Here is an 18,989-nt window from a genome sequence, read left to right on the forward strand (position 1 = left end):
CTCTACCTTTTTCCTCAGCAGCCTGAGTCGCGGGGAAATCATGGATCAGCACATCATTATCAGCGCCTGTCTGGCGCTGGCCGGGTTGGGGATTGGCTGGATGCTGGCACAGTTACGTGCCGGCCATCAGGTCGCCAGTTTTCAGACCGAGCGCCGTCTGCAGGAAGAGGCGCAACAGCGCCAGCAGCAGCAAATCGAACAGCTTCAGCAGCAGACGCAGCAGCGTGAGCATGAGCTGCGTCAGCTTCATGGCGCGCTGAGCGGGGCGAATGAGCGCCTGCAACAGCTCGATTACTGGCGCAATGAAAGCGAACAGCTTAATCGTGAACTGCGTAATCAGCTGGAGGTGAACAGCGCGCAGGAAGCAGAGCTGCGCGAAGTGACCATCCGCCTTGAAGAGACCCGTTTTGCCGCTGAAGAGAAACAGCGCCTGCTGACCAACAGTGAACAACGCCTGAGCGCCCAGTTTGAAAACCTCGCCAACCGTATTTTCGAAAACAGTGGCCGTCGCGTCGATGAACAGAACCGCCAGAGTCTGGACGGGCTGATTGGCCCGCTGCGTGAACAGCTGGATGGTTTCCGCCGTCAGGTGCATGAAAGCTTTGGCGCAGAGGCACGTGAACGGCACACACTGACTCATGAAATCCGGCAGTTACAGCAGCTGAATGCGCAGATGGCGCAGGAGGCGCTTAACCTGACCAAAGCGCTCAAGGGCGACAATAAAATCCAGGGTAACTGGGGTGAAGTGGTGCTGAGCCGGGTACTGGAAGCCTCCGGGCTGCGTGAAGGCTACGAATATGAAACTCAGGTCAGCATCCAGTCAGAACAGCACGGCAGGATGCAGCCGGATGTCATTGTGCGTCTGCCGCAGGGCAAAGATGTGGTGGTGGACGCCAAAATGACGCTGGTGGCCTATGAGCGCTACTTCAATGCGGATGATGAGATCGAACGTGAGCAGGCGATCCAGGAACATGTCAGCGCGATGCGAGCGCACATTCGCCTGCTGGGACGAAAAGATTATCAACAATTGCCCGGTTTACGGTCGCTGGATTATGTGTTGATGTTCATTCCGGTCGAGCCGGCTTTTTTGCTGGCGATTGACCGTCAGCCTGAGCTGATTGGCGAGGCGCTGCAGCAGAACATTATGCTGGTCAGTCCCACCACGCTGCTGGTGGCGCTGCGTACCATTAACAATCTCTGGCGCTATGAGCATCAGAGCCGCAATGCGCAGCGTATTGCTGACCGGGCCACGCGCCTCTATGACAAGATGCGACTGTTTGTCGATGACATGAGCGGCATTGGTCACAGCCTGGATAAGGCGCAGAACAGCTATCGCGAGGCGATGAAAAAGCTGGCAGAAGGGCGCGGCAACCTGATTGCGCAGACGGAAGGATTTCGTGCGCTGGGCGTGGAGATCAAACGACCCATCAATCCCCAACTGGCCGAGCGGGCCATGCCGGAAAACCGGGCCGCTGACGACGCAGATGACGATAGGGATGCGGATGAAAGTGAGAGTCGTGTGAGACGCCTCCACGAATAGTATGGGCGCAGCGTGCCTGACTTCCGTGACTCTGATACACTTCGGGAAGTATTGTTTGTGGAGCAGGTAAAACCGATGGCAGATGAATCACAGCAGGAAACTACCCATTTTGGCTTTCAGACGGTCGCCAAAAGCGAAAAAGCTGACAAAGTCGCGGATGTGTTTCACTCCGTAGCAGCAAAATATGACCTGATGAACGATTTGATGTCGTTTGGCGTCCATCGTATCTGGAAGCGTTTTACCATTGACAGCAGCGGCGTACGTCGCGGTCAGCGCGTGTTAGATCTGGCGGGTGGTACCGGCGATCTCACCGCAAAATTCTCTCGCCTGGTGGGCGAAACCGGTCAGGTTGTCCTGGCGGATATCAATAGCTCCATGCTGAAGATGGGCCGCGAAAAACTGCGCAATCAGGGCGTGGTGGGCAACGTAAGTTACGTCCAGGCCAACGCAGAAGCGCTGCCTTTCCCCGATAACTATTTCGACTGCATCACCATCTCTTTTGGTCTGCGCAACGTCACGGAAAAAGAGAAGGCGCTGGCCTCCATGTTCCGTGTCCTTAAGCCGGGCGGACGCCTGCTGGTGCTGGAGTTCTCTAAGCCTGTTCTGGATCCGCTGAGCAAAGCGTATGACGCTTACTCGTTCCACATTCTGCCGCGCATCGGACAGCTGGTAGCGCAGGATGCAGAGAGCTATCGCTATCTGGCCGAATCAATCCGCATGCATCCCGATCAGGAGACCCTGAAAGCGATGATGAACGATGTCGGTTTTGAAAATACCACTTACTCCAATATGACCGGCGGCATTGTTGCGCTGCATCGCGGATTTAAGTTCTGAGTGAGATGGTAATGAACCTGACTCCCTTGATTACCGCAGGTCTGGAAACGGCGCTGAACCGTATCCTCTATCGCGATCGTGGCCTGAAAGCGGCGCGGCAACGCCTGAATGGCAAAGTGCTGACGCTGCGCCTGAGTGAGTTTTCGCATCCGCTGGTGCTGGTTTTCAGTGAGCAGCAGCTCGACGTATTAGCGGACTGGCAGGATCGCAGTGACTGCACGGTGATCACCTCGCTGAAAACGCTGCCTAAGCTGCGCGATCGCCAGCAGCTGACGCCGCTGATCCGCAGCGGTGAGCTGCAGGTTGAAGGTGACCTGCAGGTGGTGCAGCAGTTCTCCGCGCTGATGGATCTGGCTGAGCTGGATCCGGCCGAATATCTGGCTCCCTGGGTCGGCGATATCGCCGCTCAGGGCATCAGTCAGCGCTCACAACAGGCATTCCGCTTTTTCAAAGGTGAAGTGCAGCGTCGCCAGGATTATCTCGGACAGGCCATTACCGAAGAGTGGCGTGTTGCGCCTGGCTCGCTGGAGTTAGCCTGGTTTTCTGAGGAGGTCGACGCGATGGAACGTTCGCTTGAGGCGCTTGATGCGCGTCTGGCGCAGCTGGAGGCAAAATGAGTTTTGGAGAGATCCGCCGTTTATATCTGATCATGAAGGTCTTTCTGACCTATGGCCTTGATGAACTGATCCCTCAGACACGCCTCACTTTCCTGTTTCGTCTGTGGCGTCGCTCTGTTTTCTGGATCCCGAATCTGTATAAGCATGAACCGATTGGCGCACGCATGCGCATGGCGATGGAGCAACTTGGGCCGGTCTGGATCAAGTTTGGCCAGATGCTGTCGACGCGTCGCGATCTTTTCCCGCCGCTGATCGCCGATCAACTGGCAATCCTGCAGGACCGCGTTGCGCCGTTCGATGGCGTCAAAGCCAAAGCGCAGATTGAAGCCTCAATGGGCGCACCGATTGAAACCTGGTTTGATGATTTTGATATCAAGCCCCTGGCGTCGGCATCCATTGCGCAGGTACACACCGCCACGCTGAAATCGACCGGTAAGAAAGTGGTCATCAAAGTCATTCGCCCTGATATTTTGCCGGTTATCCGGGCGGACATGAAGCTTATCTATCGCCTGGCTCGCTGGGTTCCGCGTCTGCTGCCGGATGGCCGTCGTCTGCGTCCGGTCGAGGTGGTGCGCGATTATGAGAAAACCCTGCTTGATGAACTGAATCTGTTACGCGAAGCCGCCAACGCCATTCAGCTGCGCCGGAACTTTGAAGATAGCCGCATGCTCTATGTGCCGGAAGTCTATTCAGATTACTGCAGCGAAACCATGATGGTGATGGAGCGCATCTACGGCATTCCGATTTCAGACGTAGCGACGCTGGAGCGTCATGGTGTGAACATGAAGCTGCTGGCAGAGCGTGGCGTGCAGGTCTTCTTCACCCAGGTTTTCCGCGACAGCTTCTTCCATGCGGATATGCATCCGGGCAACATTTTTGTCAGCTATGAGCATCCGGAAGACCCGCAATATATCGGCATCGACTGCGGTATCGTGGGTTCGCTGAACAAAGAAGATAAGCGTTATCTGGCAGAAAACTTCATCGCCTTCTTCAACCGTGATTACCGTAAGGTCGCGGAGCTGCACGTTGACTCAGGCTGGGTGCCGCCCGATACCAACGTTGAAGATTTCGAGTTTGCGATCCGTACGGTCTGTGAGCCGATTTTCGAAAAACCGCTGGCTGAGATCTCCTTCGGCCATGTGCTGCTGAATCTGTTTAACACCGCACGCCGCTTCAATATGGAAGTGCAGCCGCAACTGGTATTACTGCAAAAAACGCTGCTCTATGTGGAAGGGATTGGCCGTCAGCTCTATCCGCAGCTCGACCTGTGGAAGACGGCTAAGCCGTTCCTGGAAGACTGGATTAAGGATCAGGTCGGTTTGCCCGCTATTATTCGTGCGGTCAAAGAGAAAGCGCCATTCTGGGCTGAAAAGTTACCTGAGTTGCCAGAACTCTTTTACGACAGCATGCGCCAGCACAAACTCTTACGGCACAGCGTCGATAAGTTAGTGGGCGACATGAACGCGCAACGCGTCCGTCACCATCAGGCGCGATACCTGTTTGGCGTCGGTGCAACGTTGCTGTTAAGTGGAACGGCGGTGCTGCTCACCCGCCCGGATTGGGACTTCTTCCCGGCGGTATTGATGGCTGCGGGAATCGTCTCCTGGTTAATCGGCTGGCGTAAGACAAACTGATTGTCACGTCTGTTTAAAAAAAGGTAATGTCGCTGGCTAAAGCCCGGTTAAAAAGGGCACTCTGTCCTGCATTACCTTATCGTTTTCACAGAATATTAGAGGCTATCTCATGGGCGGTATCAGTATCTGGCAATTGTTAATCATTGCCGTGATTGTTGTTCTTCTGTTCGGTACCAACAAATTACGTAATCTGGGTTCAGATTTAGGTTCTTCGATTCGTGGCTTCAAAAAAGCCATGAGTGACGAGGATGACAAAAAGGATCAGCCGAAAGAGCAGGACGCTGACTTCGCGGCCAAAACACTGGCGGACAAACAGCAAACGTCGGCTAACAAAGAAGAAGCCAAGAACGACAAGCAGGTGTAAACCGTGTTCGATATTGGTTTTAGTGAACTGGTATTGGTGTTCGTTATCGGGCTGATTGTTCTCGGCCCGCAACGTTTACCGGTTGCGGTGAAAACCGTGGTCGGCTGGATCAGGGCGATTCGCTCGCTGGCAGCCAATGTACAACATGAACTGGCGCAGGAGCTCAAGCTGCAGGAATTGCAGGAGAGCCTGAAAAAGGTGGAAGAAGCGGGCCGCGGTACGCTCTCCCCTGAGCTGAAAGAGTCGATGGAAGAGCTGCGTAAAACCGCGGATTCAATGAAACGCTCGGTCAGTCAGAGTATCGACATTGAAAAAGAGGAAGATGAGGCGAACACCATTCATTCGGCTCAGCACAGGCATGTACCTCAGGCGGCTTCTGAGACGGTGCAGGCATCTGAACCTGGCCCGGTTGAACTTTCGGCAACGCCGGCTAGCGCAGAACATCAGGCCAGTGCCCCGGCACAGGCTCCCGCTGCGGTTTCAGATTCAGGTCCGGCCGTGCAACCTTCTGCGGCACCTGCCGCAGTCGCCACGGCTCCGGCACAGGCTCCATCCGCGGTTTCATCCGCTCCGGCTGTGCAATCCTCTGCCGTACCTGCCGCTGTGGCCAGCGCTCCGGCACAGGCACCTGCAGGTGATGTTGCCAGACCGGCAGATTCTGCGCGTAATCCCGCAGCCTCCCCTTCTGCAAGTGATGAACGATAATGGCCGTTGAAGATACCCAACCGCTCATCAGTCATCTGATTGAGCTGCGTAAGCGACTACTGAATTGCATTCTCGCTGTATTAGCGATCTTCCTGGTGCTGGTTTACTTCGCCAATGACATCTATCAGCTGGTCGCGGCACCGTTGATCAGCCAGATGCCGGTTGGATCGAGCATGATCGCGACCGATGTGGCCTCACCGTTTTTCACCCCGATTAAGCTGACCATTATTGTGTCAGTGTTTCTTGCGGTGCCGGTGATCCTCTATCAGGTCTGGGCCTTTGTCGCTCCGGCGCTCTACCGGCATGAGCGTAAGCTGGTTATGCCGCTGCTCTTTTCCAGCACCTTCCTGTTTTATTTCGGCGTGGCCTTTGCCTATTTCGTGGTCTTCCCACTGGCATTTGGTTTTTTCACCAAGACCGCACCGATTGGCGTCACCGTCGCAACGGATATCTCTAAGTACCTCGATTTTGTCATGACGCTGTTTATGGCATTTGGCGTGGCGTTCGAAGTACCGGTGGCGATTGTGTTGCTGTGCTGGACCGGGATCACTAGTCCGGAAGAGTTGAAGAAGAAGCGTCCCTATATTCTGGTGGGTGCCTTCGTGGTCGGGATGTTGCTCACACCGCCGGATGTTTTTTCCCAAACTTTGCTCGCTATTCCGATGTACTGCCTGTTTGAAGTCGGCGTATTCTTTTCCCGGTACTACGTGGGTAAAGGCCGACGCTTACAGGATGAGGAAGAGAACACCGACGCCTGATGCTGACAGCCTTACCCGCACTGGCGGGAAGCGTTCACTCCAAACCGCCCTGATGGGCGGTTTTTGTTTATAAACAGTGGGAAATATTATGTTTGATATCGGTGTAAACCTGACCAGCACGCAATTCGCCTCCGACCGGCAAAAGGTGGTTAAACGCGCGCGTGATGCGGGCATCACCGGCATGCTTATTACCGGCACTAACGCGCTGGAGAGCCAGCAGGCTCAGCGACTGGCTGAAGCTCAATCCGGCTTCTGCTGGTCTACTGCGGGCGTTCATCCTCACCATGCCAGCGAATGGTCCACGGAAATCGCCAGCACTCTGCGTCGCCTGGCTGAAAAACCGGAAGTGGTGGCCATCGGTGAGTGCGGGCTCGATTTCAACCGCAACCTGTCGGCGCATGAGCAGCAGGAGTATGCGTTTGACGCGCAGCTGGCGCTGGCGGCCGAACTCAACATGCCGGTGTTTCTGCACTGCCGTGAAGCCCATGCCCGTTTCGCCGCGGTACTTGAACCCTGGCTGCCGAAACTGGCTGGTGCGGTGATCCACTGCTTTACCGGCACGCGTGATGAGCTGGAGGCCTGTCTGGCGATGGGACTATCGGTGGGGATTACCGGCTGGGTTTGCGATGAGCGTCGTGGGCTGGAGCTGCGCGAGCTGCTGCCGCTGATTCCGGCTGACCGGCTGCTGCTGGAAACGGATGCGCCTTATCTGCTGCCGCGCGACATGCGTCCGCGCCCGACCTCACGCCGGAACGAACCCTGCTTTTTACCGCATATTGTTAATCAGGTGGCGACATGGCGGGGCGAGACTGCTGAGGAACTGGCGACCCGCATCGATCAGAATGCGCGGACGTTATTCAGACTGGCTTAAATTTTACGGAACTGCTTGTTGTCGACGCTGCGCATCACCTGCTTATTCAGCAGATTCAGCAACAGAATCGAGCGCGTTTCACCATCCGGCTCGGCAAAAATGGCGCGCAGCCCTTCAAACGTCCCCTCGGTGATGACGACTTCATCGCCGCTTTGTGGTGTCTCAGGGTCAAGCAGGATTTGCGGAACGTCGGTTTCCAGCGCTTCGATCACCGCCGATGGCACGGTTGCGGGCGTGGTGCCAAAGCGCACGAAGTGACTGACACCGCGTGTGCTGCTAATCGTCGTGGTGTGAATCGCTTCCGGATCGAATTCGATAAACAGGTAATTTGGAAACAGGGGCTCACTCACCGTGGTGCGTTTGCCGCGCACGATTTTTTCCAGAGCGATCATTGGACTGAGGCAATGCACTTCCTGCCGCTCCAGATGCTCCTTCGCGCGCAATAGCTGTCCACGTTTGCAATAGAGTAAGTACCAGGATTCCATAACTGCTCCCATTGAATGGACGCTAAGAATAGCAAACCTGCTGCCAGAGTTATAGCGCAGGGGCAGGGTAAAGCGTCCTGCAGCGAAAATAAACTGAGATTTTTCCTAACATGCCGGATGGCAGTAAAAGCATTGATGGGTAATTGACGTCGGCTATTGCTCTGTATCAGACTCGATGACCATCACATCTGCACAAGGATCCTCTGATGGAACTCTTTCTGTTGAGCAATGGCAAGCTGGCGGATGATGCGCCGCTGCTGGGCTATGCGCAGCCACAGCTGCACGCCATGATCGCCCGACGCGCTATCCGGTCGGCGGTACTGATCCCCTACGCAATTATTCGTGGCGACCAGCAGCAACGTGCTGCCGAGCTCAGTGCTTCTCTCGGAATTCAGGTGAAGCGGGTTCAGGCATTCGCTTCGCCAGTTGACGCGATTGCCCAGGCAGAGCTGATTTTAGTCAGCGGTGGCAACACCTGGTTTCTGAATCAGATGCTGCATGAACAGAGTCTGATCGGAGCGATTCAGCGCGCGGTGCGGGAGCGGCAGGTACCCTATGTCGGCTGGAGCGCAGGCTGCAACGTGGCAACGCCCTCAATCCGTACCACTAACGATATGCCGGTACGCAGCAGCGTGGTGTTACCTGCGCTGGGCCTCTTTCCGGTGCAGATCAATCCCCACTATCTGGATGCCAGCGTCAGCGGCCATATGGGCGAAACCCGTGATGAACGTCTGGCGGAGTTCTGTGCAGTTAACCCTGCTGAGTCGGTCATTGCGCTGCGTGAAGGCAGTTTTCTGCACCTGCATGACAACCAGCTGCGTTATCACAGCGTGCGTAACGAAGATTTTAAACTGTTTCGCCACGGCGAGCCGATTCAGGAGTATCACGATGCCCGTGCGTTACAACCGCTGGTTCCCTTTCAGTGCGTATGAGGCGGCCGTATAAACCTCAGCAACTCCATGTAATCAGACCTATAATGGCCGACTCACTCTGGCCGGAAAGCTAAAGCCGCATGAAATATCACGATTTAAGAGACTTTCTCGCGCTGCTCGAACAGCGCGGTGAGCTAAAGCGCATTACACAGTCGATCGATCCTGAACTGGAAATGACCGAAATTGCCGACCGCACCCTGCGTGCCGGTGGCCCCGCTCTGCTGTTTGAAAACCCGAAAGGGTACGACATGCCGGTGCTGTGCAATCTGTTCGGCACGCCAAAGCGTGTGGCCATGGGCATGGGCCAGGAGGAAGTCAGCGCACTGCGTGAAGTGGGTAAACTGCTGGCCTTCCTGAAAGAGCCGGAGCCGCCAAAAGGCTTCCGCGATCTGTTCGATAAGATGCCGCAGTTTAAGCAGGTCCTGAACATGCCGACCAAACGCCTGCGCAATGCACCCTGTCAGGAAGAGGTATTCAGCGGCGATGAAGTCGATCTGACGCGTATTCCGGTGATGAAGTGCTGGCCTGGTGATGCGGCACCGCTGATTACCTGGGGACTGACCGTCACGCGCGGCCCGCATAAAGAGCGGCAGAATCTTGGCATTTATCGACAGCAGGTGATCGGCAAAAACCGTCTGATTATGCGCTGGCTGTCGCACCGTGGCGGCGCACTCGATTATCTGGAGTGGACGAAAGCGCATCCGGGTGAGCGTTTTCCGGTCTCGGTGGCACTGGGTGCCGATCCCGCCACCATTCTCGGTGCCGTCACGCCGGTGCCTGACACGCTGTCAGAATATGCGTTTGCCGGGTTGCTGCGCGGCAATAAAACCGAAGTGGTGAAGTGCCTGTCGAACGATCTCGAAGTGCCGGCCAGTGCGGAAATCGTACTGGAAGGGTATATCGAAGCGGGCGATGTGGCGCCAGAAGGACCTTACGGCGACCACACCGGCTACTACAATGAAGTAGACAGCTTCCCGGTGTTTACCGTGACACATATTACGCAGCGCCATAAGCCTATCTATCACTCCACCTACACCGGCCGTCCGCCGGATGAACCTGCGGTGTTGGGTGTGGCGCTGAATGAAGTGCTGGTGCCAATCCTGGTGAAGCAGTTCCCGGAGATCGTGGACTTCTATCTGCCGCCTGAAGGTTGCTCATATCGGCTGGCGGTCGTGACGATTAAAAAGCAGTACGCCGGGCATGCCAAACGTGTCATGTTTGGCGTCTGGTCATTTTTACGGCAGTTCATGTACACCAAATTTGTTATTGTGTGTGACGATGATGTTAATGCGCGTGACTGGAACGACGTGATCTGGGCCATTACCACCCGTATGGATCCGGCCCGCGATACGGTATTAGTGGAAAATACCCCGATCGATTATCTCGATTTCGCCTCGCCCGTTTCCGGGCTGGGGTCGAAAATGGGGATGGATGCGACCAATAAGTGGCCAGGTGAAACGCAGCGTGAATGGGGCACACCCATCGTTAAAGATCCGGCGGTCACCGCGCGCATTGATGCTATCTGGGATGAGCTAGGTATTTTTGATCAGCCGCCACAGCGTTGATGGCGAGCACAACCATAAAGACGACCCGACAGAGGGAACGCATGACAACGTTAAGCTGTAAAGTAACTTCGGTTGAGGCGATTACCGACACGGTCTATCGCGTTCGCCTGATCCCTGAAGCGGAATTCAGTTTTCGCGCGGGACAGTATCTGATGGTAGTGATGGATGAGCGCGACAAGCGTCCGTTCTCGCTGGCCTCAACGCCGATGGAAAAAGATATTATCGAGCTGCATATCGGCGCGTCCGATCTGAATCTCTATGCCATGGCCGTAATGGACCGCATCCGTAACGATCGCCAGATCACGGTTGATATGCCGCACGGCGATGCCTGGCTGCGTGAAGAGAGCACTAAACCGCTGATCCTGATTGCAGGCGGCACCGGTTTCTCCTATGCCCGTTCGATTTTGCTCACCGCACTGGCGGAACAGCCAGAGCGCGACATCGCCATTTACTGGGGCGGACGTGAGCTTAAGCATCTGTACGATATGGATGAGCTGGATGCGCTGGCCGTGAAGCACCCGAACCTGAAGGTGATCCCGGTCGTCGAGCAGCCTGAAGCAGGCTGGCAGGGCCGTTCTGGTACGGTACTGACCGCAGTGATGCAGGACTTCAGCACGCTGAGTGAGCATGAGATCTACATCGCCGGACGTTTTGAGATGGCGAAGATTGCCCGCGACCGTTTCTGTGCCGAGCGTGGCGCAGTGGAATCACAGATGTATGGCGATGCGTTTGCCTTTATCTGATTCCTGGTAGCAGACAGAAAAAACCCGCCGATCAACGGCGGGTAAATCTGACAAAGTAAGACTCAACGTATTAAAGACGCTCGAATACGGTTGCGATCCCCTGGCCCAGTCCGATGCACATGGTGGCGAGGCCAAAACGGGCATCGCGTCGTTCCATGATGTTCAGCAGCGTAGTGCTGATGCGCGCACCGGAACAGCCCAGCGGATGACCTAAAGCAATCGCGCCGCCATTCAGATTGACCTTCTCATCCATCAGTTCCAGCAAACCTAAGTCTTTAATACAGGGCAGGGTCTGCGCGGCAAAGGCTTCGTTCAGCTCAAACACGTCGATATCACTGACGCTCAGTCCCGCCCGTTTCAATGCCAGTTTGCTGGCCGGAACCGGTCCGTAGCCCATGATCGACGGATCACAGCCGACCACTGCCATGCTGCGGATACGTGCACGTGGCGTCAGCCCCAGTTCACGGGCGCGTGATTCACTCATAATCAGCATGGCGGCCGCGCCATCGGACAGGGCCGACGACGTACCCGCTGTGACGGTGCCATTCACCGGATCGAAGGCGGGTTTGAGTGCCGCCAGACCTTCGGCGCTGGTCTCCTCGCGGATCACCTCATCGAAATCATAGCGCTTAAGAATGCCGTCGCTGTCGTGACCATAGGTGGCGACAATTTCCGTTGCAAAGTCCCCGCGCTGTGTGGCCTGCCATGCGCGCTGGTGCGAACGCAGGGCGAACGCATCCTGCTGCTCACGGCTGATATGATGCATACGCGCCAGCATCTCGGCGGTTAAGCCCATCATGCCCGCAGCTTTAGCGACGGTGCGGCCCAGGCCGGGATGAAAGTCGACGCCGTGATTCATCGGCACGTGTCCCATATGCTCCACACCGCCAATCAGGCAGCACTGCGCATCGCCGACCATAATGGCGCGGGCCGCATCGTGCAGCGCTTGCATTGACGAACCACACAGCCGGTTAACGGTCGTGGCTGGCACAGAGTGCGGGATTTCGGCCAGCAGCGCGGCGTTACGCGCGATATTAAATCCCTGTTCCAGCGTCTGCTGTACGCAGCCCCAGACGATATCGTCGAGGGATGCCGGGTTTACCGCCGGGTTGCGGCTCAGGATTTCGCGCATCAGGTGCGCGGAGAGATCTTCAGCGCGCACGTTCCGAAAGGCTCCGCCTTTTGAACGTCCCATTGGCGTGCGCACCGCATCAACAATCACCACATTTTCCATCTTCTTGCCCTCAGGCGCTTTTCAGCGCGGCTTCATCAATCGGTTTGGCGGCGGGATACCAGCTTTCATGCTGATGGGCTTTCTGCACCAGCAGCGCAGGCAGGGCATACAGGCCACCAAGCGCGCTGTAGCGCCGGGCCTGATCGACCACATTGCTGTTGCCCAGGGTATCCAGATAGCGGAAAGCACCGCCACGGAACGGCGGGAAGCCGAGACCATAGACCAGTGCCATATCCGCTTCAGCGGGCGAGGCGATAATCTTCTCTTCCAGACAGCGCACCACTTCATTCAGCATCGGCAGCATCATACGGTTCAGGATCTCTTCATCACTGAAGACCCGCGCGGGCTGACAGACCTGTTGCAGCAGCGTATCCACTTCAGCATCCGGCACTTTCTTCAGCTTGCCCTTTTTATCCTCTTCCCAGCGCCAGAAGCCTTTGCCATTTTTCTGACCAAAACGACCGGCATCAAACAGCAGGTCTATCGCATCGCGATAGTCGTGCTTCATGCGATCCGGAAAACCATCCGCCATAACGCTTTGCGCGTGGTGTGCGGTATCAATGCCCACTACATCCAGCAGCCATGACGGCCCCATCGGCCAGCCGAACTGTTTTTCCATCACTTTATCAATCTGACGGAAATCAGCGCCGTCGCGCAGCAGCAGGCTGAAAGCGGCGAAGTAGGGGAACAGCACCCGGTTCACAAAGAAGCCGGGGCAGTCATTCACCACGATAGGCGTTTTGCCCATTTTGCTGGCCCATGCCACTACTTTACTCAGTGTCGCTTCACTGGTTTTCTCGCCACGAACCACTTCGACCAGCGGCATACGCGGCACCGGATTGAAGAAGTGCATGCCACAGAAGTTTTCCGGGCGCTGCAGCGCCTGCGCCAGCTGGCTGATAGGAATGGTTGAGGTATTGGAGGCCAGAATCGCATCCTGACGCAGATGCTGTTCGGTTTCCGCCAGCACTTTGGCCTTGATCAGCGGGTTCTCGACCACGGCTTCCACCACCACATCGGCCTGGTCAAAACCGGCGTAATCCAGGGTGGGCTGAATAGTGGCGATCACACTGGCGAGTTTACTGCCGTCGATTTTGCCGCGCTCCAGCAGCTTATTGAGCAGCTTGCTGGCTTCATTCATCCCCAGCGTTAACGCCTGCGGATTAATGTCTTTCATTCTGACCGGCACGCCTTTCCAGGCAGACTGGTAGCTGATGCCGCCACCCATAATGCCCGCGCCCAGTACCGCTGCCTGAGCCGGAGCGCCGCTTTCGCTGCCGCGTTTTTTCGCCAGGCTTTTAACGTACTGGTCGTTGAGGAAGATGCCGACCAGTGCGCGGGCTTCATCAGACTGCGCCAGCGGCACAAACGCTGCCGTTTCAAGTTTCAGCGCATCATCACGACCCAGGCTGGCCGCCGCTTCAATCGTTTTTACGGCCATCAGCGGAGCGGGATAGTGTTTACCTGCGGTCTGCAGCACCATCGCTTTCGCAATCGTGAAGCTCATCGCCGCTTCAATCGGGCTTAGTTTCAGCGGTGCCAGTTTCGGTGCCCGGCGTGCGCGCCAGCTGTCATCTGCGGCAGCGGCCTTAAGCATGGTGATCCCCGCCTCGCGCAGTTTCTCACGCGCCACGACCGCATCGACCAGACCGAGTTTCAGGGCGGCATTGCCATCCACATCTTTACCCGCTGCAATAATTTCCAGCGCACTGTCGGCACCCAGCAGGCGCGGCAATCGCACGCTGCCACCAAAGCCGGGCATGATGCCAAGTTTTGTTTCCGGCAGGCCAATACGGGCATCCGCAGTGGCGATACGCAGATCGGTTGCCAGTACGCATTCGCATCCGCCACCCAGCGCATAGCCGTCAATGGCGGCCAGGGTTGGCACCGGTAAATCTTCAAGACGGTTGAAGATGCTGTTGGCGTAGCTCAGCCACTGACTCAGTTTTTCGGTGGGTGCATCAAACAGAGAAAGGAACTCGGTGATATCCGCGCCCACAATAAAAGCAGGTTTAGCGGAGCTCAGCAGCAGGCCGCGCAGTTCTGGCTGCTGTTCCAGCACCGCAATCGCCTCGCCCAGACTGGCGACCGTTTGCGTATCGAGCTTATTGACTGAGCCTGTAGCGTCAAAAACCAGCTCGGCGATGCCATCGTCCAGCCAGTGAAGAGTAAGGTTAGCGCCTTGGTAGAGCATGTGCGTCTCCTGAAACCGCGAAAGGTGATCTGGTCATACCAGATGATCGTGAGTGTGGGAGCGATGTTAATTATTTGCAAACTGCTCTTTGCTTATTTGCTAACAAGATCACAGCTGCGCCGACTTCGGCATCTGCACAAGGGGTATGCTAAACTTGCGGCCATTTCGCGACACTGGAGAGACGTCAATGGATTCACTGAAGACCTTGTATCACGCGCATATCGCCACGTTGCAACAACGGGCGCAGCAGGTGCTGGCACGCAATAAACTGGATGCGATGTTGATCCATTCCGGTGAATTGTTGACGGTGTTTCTGGATGACCACACCTATCCATTTAAGGTGAATCCGCAGTTCAAGGCCTGGGTGCCGGTAACGCAGGTGCCTAACTGCTGGCTGTGGATTGACGGGGTGAACAAACCGAAACTGTGGTTCTACTCTCCGGTGGATTACTGGCACAACGTTGAACCGTTGCCGGATAGCTTCTGGACCGCGGATGTTGAGGTTATCGGCCTGAAAAATGCCGATGAGATTGCGCAACTGCTGCCTGCACAGCGCGATAACGTCGCCTATATCGGCCCGGTTAACGCGCGTGCAGCTCAGCTCGGTATCACTTCCGGCAATATCAATCCGAAAGCGGTGATCGACTTCCTGCATTTCCATCGCAGCATCAAAACAGATTATGAACTTGCCTGCCTGCGCCAGGCACAGAAGCTGGCGGTTGCAGGTCATCGCGCAGCGAAAGAGGCATTCTCTGCAGGCTTAAGCGAGTTCGATATCAACCAGGCCTATCTGACCGCAACCGGGCATCGCGATACTGATGTGCCTTACGGCAATATCATCGCGCTGAATGAACACGCTGCGGTGCTGCACTACACCCGGCTGGATCATCAGCCACCGGCGAAACGCCACAGCTTTTTGATTGATGCCGGTGCTGAGTATCTTGGCTATGCCGCCGATTTAACCCGCAGCTATGCGGCGCAGAGCAGTTCGCTCTATGCCAGAATGGTTGAGGCGATGAATGCGGAAGAGCTGGCGCTGATCGCTACGCTGAAAGCGGGCGTGCGCTACACCGATTATCATCTTCAGATGCACCAGCGTATTGCGAAGATGTTGCTGAAGTTTGAGCTGGTGCAGGGGATTAGCGAAGAAGCGCTGGTGGCTGAAGATCTGACCGGTCCGTTTATGCCACATGGTCTGGGACATCCGCTGGGTCTGCAGGTGCATGACGTGGCTGGCTTTATGCAGGATGATCAGGGCACCCATCTGGCCGCGCCCGCGCAATATCCTTATCTTCGCTGCACCCGCGTGCTGCAACCGGGCATGGTCTTAACCATCGAGCCGGGCTTCTATATTATTGACTCATTACTGGCGCCGCTGCGTGCGGGCCGTTTCAGTCAGCACTTTAACTGGCAGGCTATTGATGCGCTTCGGCCTTATGGCGGGATTCGTATCGAGGACAACGTGGTGATCCATGCGCATCGCGTTGAGAATATGACCCGCGATCTGCATCTGGCCTGATGGACGCTTTTGATATTCCGGCTGTGCCAGTTAGCAGCAGTGAGGAGACGATCAAAAAGAGTCGCTTCATTACGCTATTGGCACACACCGAAGGCGCTGAGGCGGCACGCGCGTTTGTCCAGCAGGTGAAAAGCGAGCATCCCGCTGCCCGGCATCACTGCTGGGCGTGGGTCGCGGGCGCACCGAATGATTCCCAGCAGCTTGGCTTCTCTGATGATGGGGAACCCTCGGGCACGGCCGGCAAACCGATGCTTGCGCAGCTGATGGGCGCAGATATTGGCGAGATTACCGCCGTCGTCGTGCGTTATTACGGCGGCATCATGCTGGGAACCGGCGGCTTAGTAAAAGCCTATGGCGGTGGGGTCCAGCAGGGACTTAAGCTGCTGCCACGGCAGCGCAAAGTACCGATGAAGCTGTTCACCTTGCAATGCGACTATCCACAGCTCAGTGATATTGAACGGCTGGTTCAGCGTTTCGACGGTAGGGTGACCGACAGTCAGTTTCAGGATCGCATTGCATTGACGCTGGCTGTACCTTACGGACAAATCGACGGATTCAAAAAAAATCTGTCAGACTTTAGTCGGGGCGCGTTATCGCTGATCCCGCTCATACCCTGATGTTCATCTCTATTATTTAAAGGAACGGCTGAATGCACTTTCGCGCCATTACCCGCATAGTCGGTCTGCTGGTGATCCTCTTTTCAGTGACGATGATTTTGCCCGGTCTGGTCGCCCTCATTTATCGCGATGGGGCGGGGCGGGCGTTTAGCCAGACCTTTATGATGGCGCTGGTGATTGGCTCGCTGCTGTGGTGGCCGAATCGTAAAAAGAAAACCGAACTCAAACCGCGCGAAGGGTTCCTGATTGTCGTCCTGTTCTGGACGGTGCTGGGTAGCGTAGGGGCCATGCCCTTTATCTTTGCCGAGCAGCCGCATCTTTCGGTGACGGATGCATTCTTTGAATCGTTCTCGGGCCTGACAACAACCGGTGCCACCACGCTGGTGGGGCTGGACTCGTTGCCCAAGGCGATTCTCTTCTATCGGCAGATGCTCCAGTGGCTGGGCGGTATGGGGATTATCGTGTTAGCGGTGGCGATACTGCCGATTCTGGGCGTCGGGGGCATGCAGCTCTATCGCGCTGAAATGCCGGGGCCGTTAAAAGATAACAAGATGCGGCCACGTATCGCCGAGACAGCCAAGACACTCTGGCTGATCTACGTTCTGCTGACGGTGGCCTGTGCACTGGCGCTGTGGCTGGCGGGCATGCCGGCGTTTGATGCTATCGGCCACAGCTTCTCGACCATCGCTATTGGCGGCTTTTCTACCCACGATGCCAGCATCGGCTATTTTCATAGTGGCACCATCAATACCATCGTGGCGGTGTTTCTGCTGATCTCAGGCTGTAACTACGGCCTGCACTTTGCCATGTTAAGCGGACGTAATTTGCGCGTGTACTGGCGCGACCCGGAATTCCGCATGTTCATTGGCGTTCAGCTGACGCTGGTGTTGATCTGCACGCTGGTGCTCTGGTTCCACAATGTCTATGCCAGCGGCTGGCAGACTCTGAATCAGGCCTTCTTTCAGGTCGTTTCCATGGCAACGACGGCGGGATTCACGACCGACAGCATCGCACGCTGGCCATTGTTCCTGCCGGTGCTGCTGTTGTGCTCAGCCTTTATTGGCGGCTGTGCCGGTTCAACCGGCGGTGGCCTGAAGGTGATTCGCATCCTGCTGTTATGCAAGCAGGGTAACCGTGAGCTTAAGCGTCTGGTTCACCCCAATGCGGTCTACACCATTAAGCTGGGTAATCGGGCGCTTCCGGAACGTATCCTTGAAGCCGTCTGGGGATTCTTCTCGGCCTATGCACTGGTGTTCCTGGTCAGCATGCTGGCGATCATCGCCACCGGTGTCGATGACTTCTCGGCTTTTGCTGCGGTTGCCGCGACGCTCAACAACCTCGGGCCGGGCCTGGGGGTAGTGGCTGATAACTTCACTTCAATGAATGACGTGGCGAAATGGATTCTTATTTCTACCATGTTGTTTGGGCGTCTCGAGGTATTTACCTTGCTGGTGCTGTTCACGCCTACTTTCTGGCGCGAATAATTAATAAGGATGCTGACATGAAAGCGCTGATTCTCTATTCCACTCGCGACGGACAAACAAAGAAGATTGCCTCTTCTATTGCTGAGGCGATCCGTCAGCAGCAACCATGTGATGTGCTGGACATCCAGGATGCTACCCTGCCTGACTGGACGCAGTATGATCGCGTGCTGATTGGCGCCTCGATCCGCTACGGCCATTTCCAGCCGGTCGTCGATAAGTTCGTTAAGCAGCACCTCAAGGAATTGCAGCAGCGTACCAGCGGTTTCTTTTCGGTGAACCTGACAGCGCGGAAACCGGAGAAGCGTTCGCCTGAAACTAACGCCTATACGCAAAAGTTTCTGGCTAACTCTCCGTGGCAACCCGATTGCTGTGCCGTGTTCGCGGGCGCACTTTATTATCCGCGCTATCGCTGGTTCGATCGCGCCATGATTCAGCTGATTATGCGTATGACCGGTGGCGAGACAGATTCAACGAAAGAAGTGGAATACACGGACTGGCAGCAGGTTCGCACTTTTGCCAATGATTTTGCACAGTTACCAGGCAAATCGTAGCGAAATAGCGCGATTTGATGAAAATTACTGCGAACGATAATTTTTTCGTAATAAACACTTGTCAGTCCGCGCGAACTCCCTATAATGCGCCTCCATCGACACGGAACACCGGCAACGGGAAACGCGCTGAGAGGCACAGGAGACTGCGCCGCCGGAGAAAAACTTCTGAGAAAGAGGTTGACTCTGCAGGAGGAAAGCGTAATATACGCCACCTCGCGACAGGACGCTAACGCACTGTTCGCACTGCTCTTTAACAATTTATCAGACAATCTGTGTGGGCACTCGCAGGATTGATATCAGCGTCTCCGGACGCAACAAAATATCAAAGCCTCACGAGTGAAC

The 18,989-nt window shown here is 56.0% G+C and carries 18 protein-coding genes; 15 read left to right on the forward strand and 3 right to left on the reverse strand.

What is annotated here, in order from left to right; all coding sequences use genetic code 11:
- Positions 1-40 precede the first annotated feature (40 nt).
- The 8 genes from rmuC (at position 41) to tatD (ending at position 7,323) form a co-directional block, all read left to right on the forward strand.
- Positions 41-1,540 (forward strand): DNA recombination protein RmuC, encoded by a 1,500-nt coding sequence (gene rmuC / locus BY447_RS11465; protein ID WP_110331166.1) that lies wholly within the window; start codon positions 41-43, stop codon positions 1,538-1,540.
- 75 nt (positions 1,541-1,615) lie between these two features.
- Complete coding sequence (ubiE, locus tag BY447_RS11470; protein WP_008926452.1) at positions 1,616-2,374, forward strand: bifunctional demethylmenaquinone methyltransferase/2-methoxy-6-polyprenyl-1,4-benzoquinol methylase UbiE; 759 nt, start codon at positions 1,616-1,618, stop codon at positions 2,372-2,374.
- 11 nt (positions 2,375-2,385) lie between these two features.
- The gene (ubiJ, locus tag BY447_RS11475) at positions 2,386-2,991 is read left to right on the forward strand and encodes a ubiquinone biosynthesis protein UbiJ (RefSeq protein WP_013359712.1); all 606 of its coding nucleotides are present in this window, start codon (positions 2,386-2,388) and stop codon (positions 2,989-2,991) included.
- Entirely contained in the window at positions 2,988-4,625 is a 1,638-nt protein-coding gene (gene ubiB / locus BY447_RS11480; protein WP_033734835.1) for a ubiquinone biosynthesis regulatory protein kinase UbiB, read from the forward strand. Before ubiJ ends, ubiB begins: the two co-directional genes overlap by 4 nt.
- 109 nt (positions 4,626-4,734) lie before the next feature.
- Positions 4,735-4,989 (forward strand): Sec-independent protein translocase subunit TatA, encoded by a 255-nt coding sequence (gene tatA / locus BY447_RS11485; protein ID WP_009088506.1) that lies wholly within the window; start codon positions 4,735-4,737, stop codon positions 4,987-4,989.
- A 3-nt stretch (positions 4,990-4,992) separates the two neighbouring features.
- Entirely contained in the window at positions 4,993-5,694 is a 702-nt protein-coding gene (gene tatB, locus BY447_RS11490) for a Sec-independent protein translocase protein TatB (protein WP_110331167.1), read from the forward strand.
- Entirely contained in the window at positions 5,694-6,452 is a 759-nt protein-coding gene (tatC, locus tag BY447_RS11495) for a Sec-independent protein translocase subunit TatC (RefSeq protein ID WP_013359715.1), read from the forward strand. Before tatB ends, tatC begins: the two co-directional genes overlap by 1 nt.
- Positions 6,453-6,540: 88 nt before the next feature.
- Positions 6,541-7,323 carry a 3'-5' ssDNA/RNA exonuclease TatD gene (tatD, locus tag BY447_RS11500; protein WP_110331168.1) on the forward strand — a complete coding sequence of 261 codons (783 nt, stop codon included), beginning with the start codon at positions 6,541-6,543 and terminating at the stop codon, positions 7,321-7,323.
- On the opposite strand, the gene rfaH is transcribed toward tatD, so the two are convergent.
- The gene (gene rfaH / locus BY447_RS11505; protein WP_033734838.1) at positions 7,320-7,808 is read right to left on the reverse strand and encodes a transcription/translation regulatory transformer protein RfaH; all 489 of its coding nucleotides are present in this window, start codon (positions 7,806-7,808) and stop codon (positions 7,320-7,322) included. The genes tatD and rfaH overlap by 4 nt on opposite strands.
- 206 nt (positions 7,809-8,014) lie before the next feature.
- Here rfaH and pepE point away from each other — a divergent pair, with 206 nt between their 5' ends.
- The 3 genes from pepE to fre all read left to right on the forward strand — a co-directional run bounded on the left by pepE (position 8,015) and on the right by fre (position 11,048).
- Positions 8,015-8,740 carry a dipeptidase PepE gene (pepE, locus tag BY447_RS11510; protein WP_110331169.1) on the forward strand — a complete coding sequence of 242 codons (726 nt, stop codon included), beginning with the start codon at positions 8,015-8,017 and terminating at the stop codon, positions 8,738-8,740.
- An 80-nt stretch (positions 8,741-8,820) separates the two neighbouring features.
- Entirely contained in the window at positions 8,821-10,305 is a 1,485-nt protein-coding gene (gene ubiD, locus BY447_RS11515) for a 4-hydroxy-3-polyprenylbenzoate decarboxylase (RefSeq protein ID WP_110331170.1), read from the forward strand.
- A gap of 41 nt (positions 10,306-10,346) precedes the next feature.
- Positions 10,347-11,048, forward strand: a complete 702-nt coding sequence (gene fre, locus BY447_RS11520) for an NAD(P)H-flavin reductase (protein WP_008926461.1) — start codon at positions 10,347-10,349, stop codon at positions 11,046-11,048.
- 70 nt (positions 11,049-11,118) lie between these two features.
- On the opposite strand, the gene fadA is transcribed toward fre, so the two are convergent.
- Complete coding sequence (gene fadA / locus BY447_RS11525; RefSeq protein WP_013359720.1) at positions 11,119-12,282, reverse strand: acetyl-CoA C-acyltransferase FadA; 1,164 nt, start codon at positions 12,280-12,282, stop codon at positions 11,119-11,121.
- A gap of 10 nt (positions 12,283-12,292) precedes the next feature.
- Positions 12,293-14,476 carry a fatty acid oxidation complex subunit alpha FadB gene (gene fadB / locus BY447_RS11530; RefSeq protein WP_095706387.1) on the reverse strand — a complete coding sequence of 728 codons (2,184 nt, stop codon included), beginning with the start codon at positions 14,474-14,476 and terminating at the stop codon, positions 12,293-12,295.
- A 187-nt stretch (positions 14,477-14,663) separates the two neighbouring features.
- On the opposite strand from fadB, the gene pepQ reads away from it, so the two are divergent.
- The 4 genes from pepQ to hemG are packed head-to-tail and all read left to right on the forward strand — an operon-like array spanning position 14,664 to position 18,647.
- Positions 14,664-15,995 (forward strand): Xaa-Pro dipeptidase, encoded by a 1,332-nt coding sequence (gene pepQ / locus BY447_RS11535; protein WP_033784442.1) that lies wholly within the window; start codon positions 14,664-14,666, stop codon positions 15,993-15,995.
- Positions 15,995-16,612, forward strand: coding sequence for an IMPACT family protein (locus BY447_RS11540; RefSeq protein ID WP_110331171.1), 618 nt, complete (start codon positions 15,995-15,997; stop codon positions 16,610-16,612). Before pepQ ends, BY447_RS11540 begins: the two co-directional genes overlap by 1 nt.
- A 32-nt stretch (positions 16,613-16,644) precedes the next feature.
- On the forward strand, positions 16,645-18,096 hold the full coding sequence (trkH, locus tag BY447_RS11545) for a Trk system potassium transporter TrkH (RefSeq protein WP_013359724.1): 1,452 nt from the start codon (positions 16,645-16,647) through the stop codon (positions 18,094-18,096).
- Between the two features lie 17 nt (positions 18,097-18,113).
- A complete protein-coding gene (hemG, locus tag BY447_RS11550) occupies positions 18,114-18,647 on the forward strand; it encodes a menaquinone-dependent protoporphyrinogen IX dehydrogenase (RefSeq protein ID WP_110331172.1) in 534 nt (177 codons plus the stop codon).
- Positions 18,648-18,989: the final 342 nt, after the last annotated feature.

This window comes from Pantoea sp. JKS000250, from assembly GCF_003201065.1.
Taxonomy (GTDB): domain Bacteria; phylum Pseudomonadota; class Gammaproteobacteria; order Enterobacterales; family Enterobacteriaceae; genus Pantoea; species Pantoea vagans.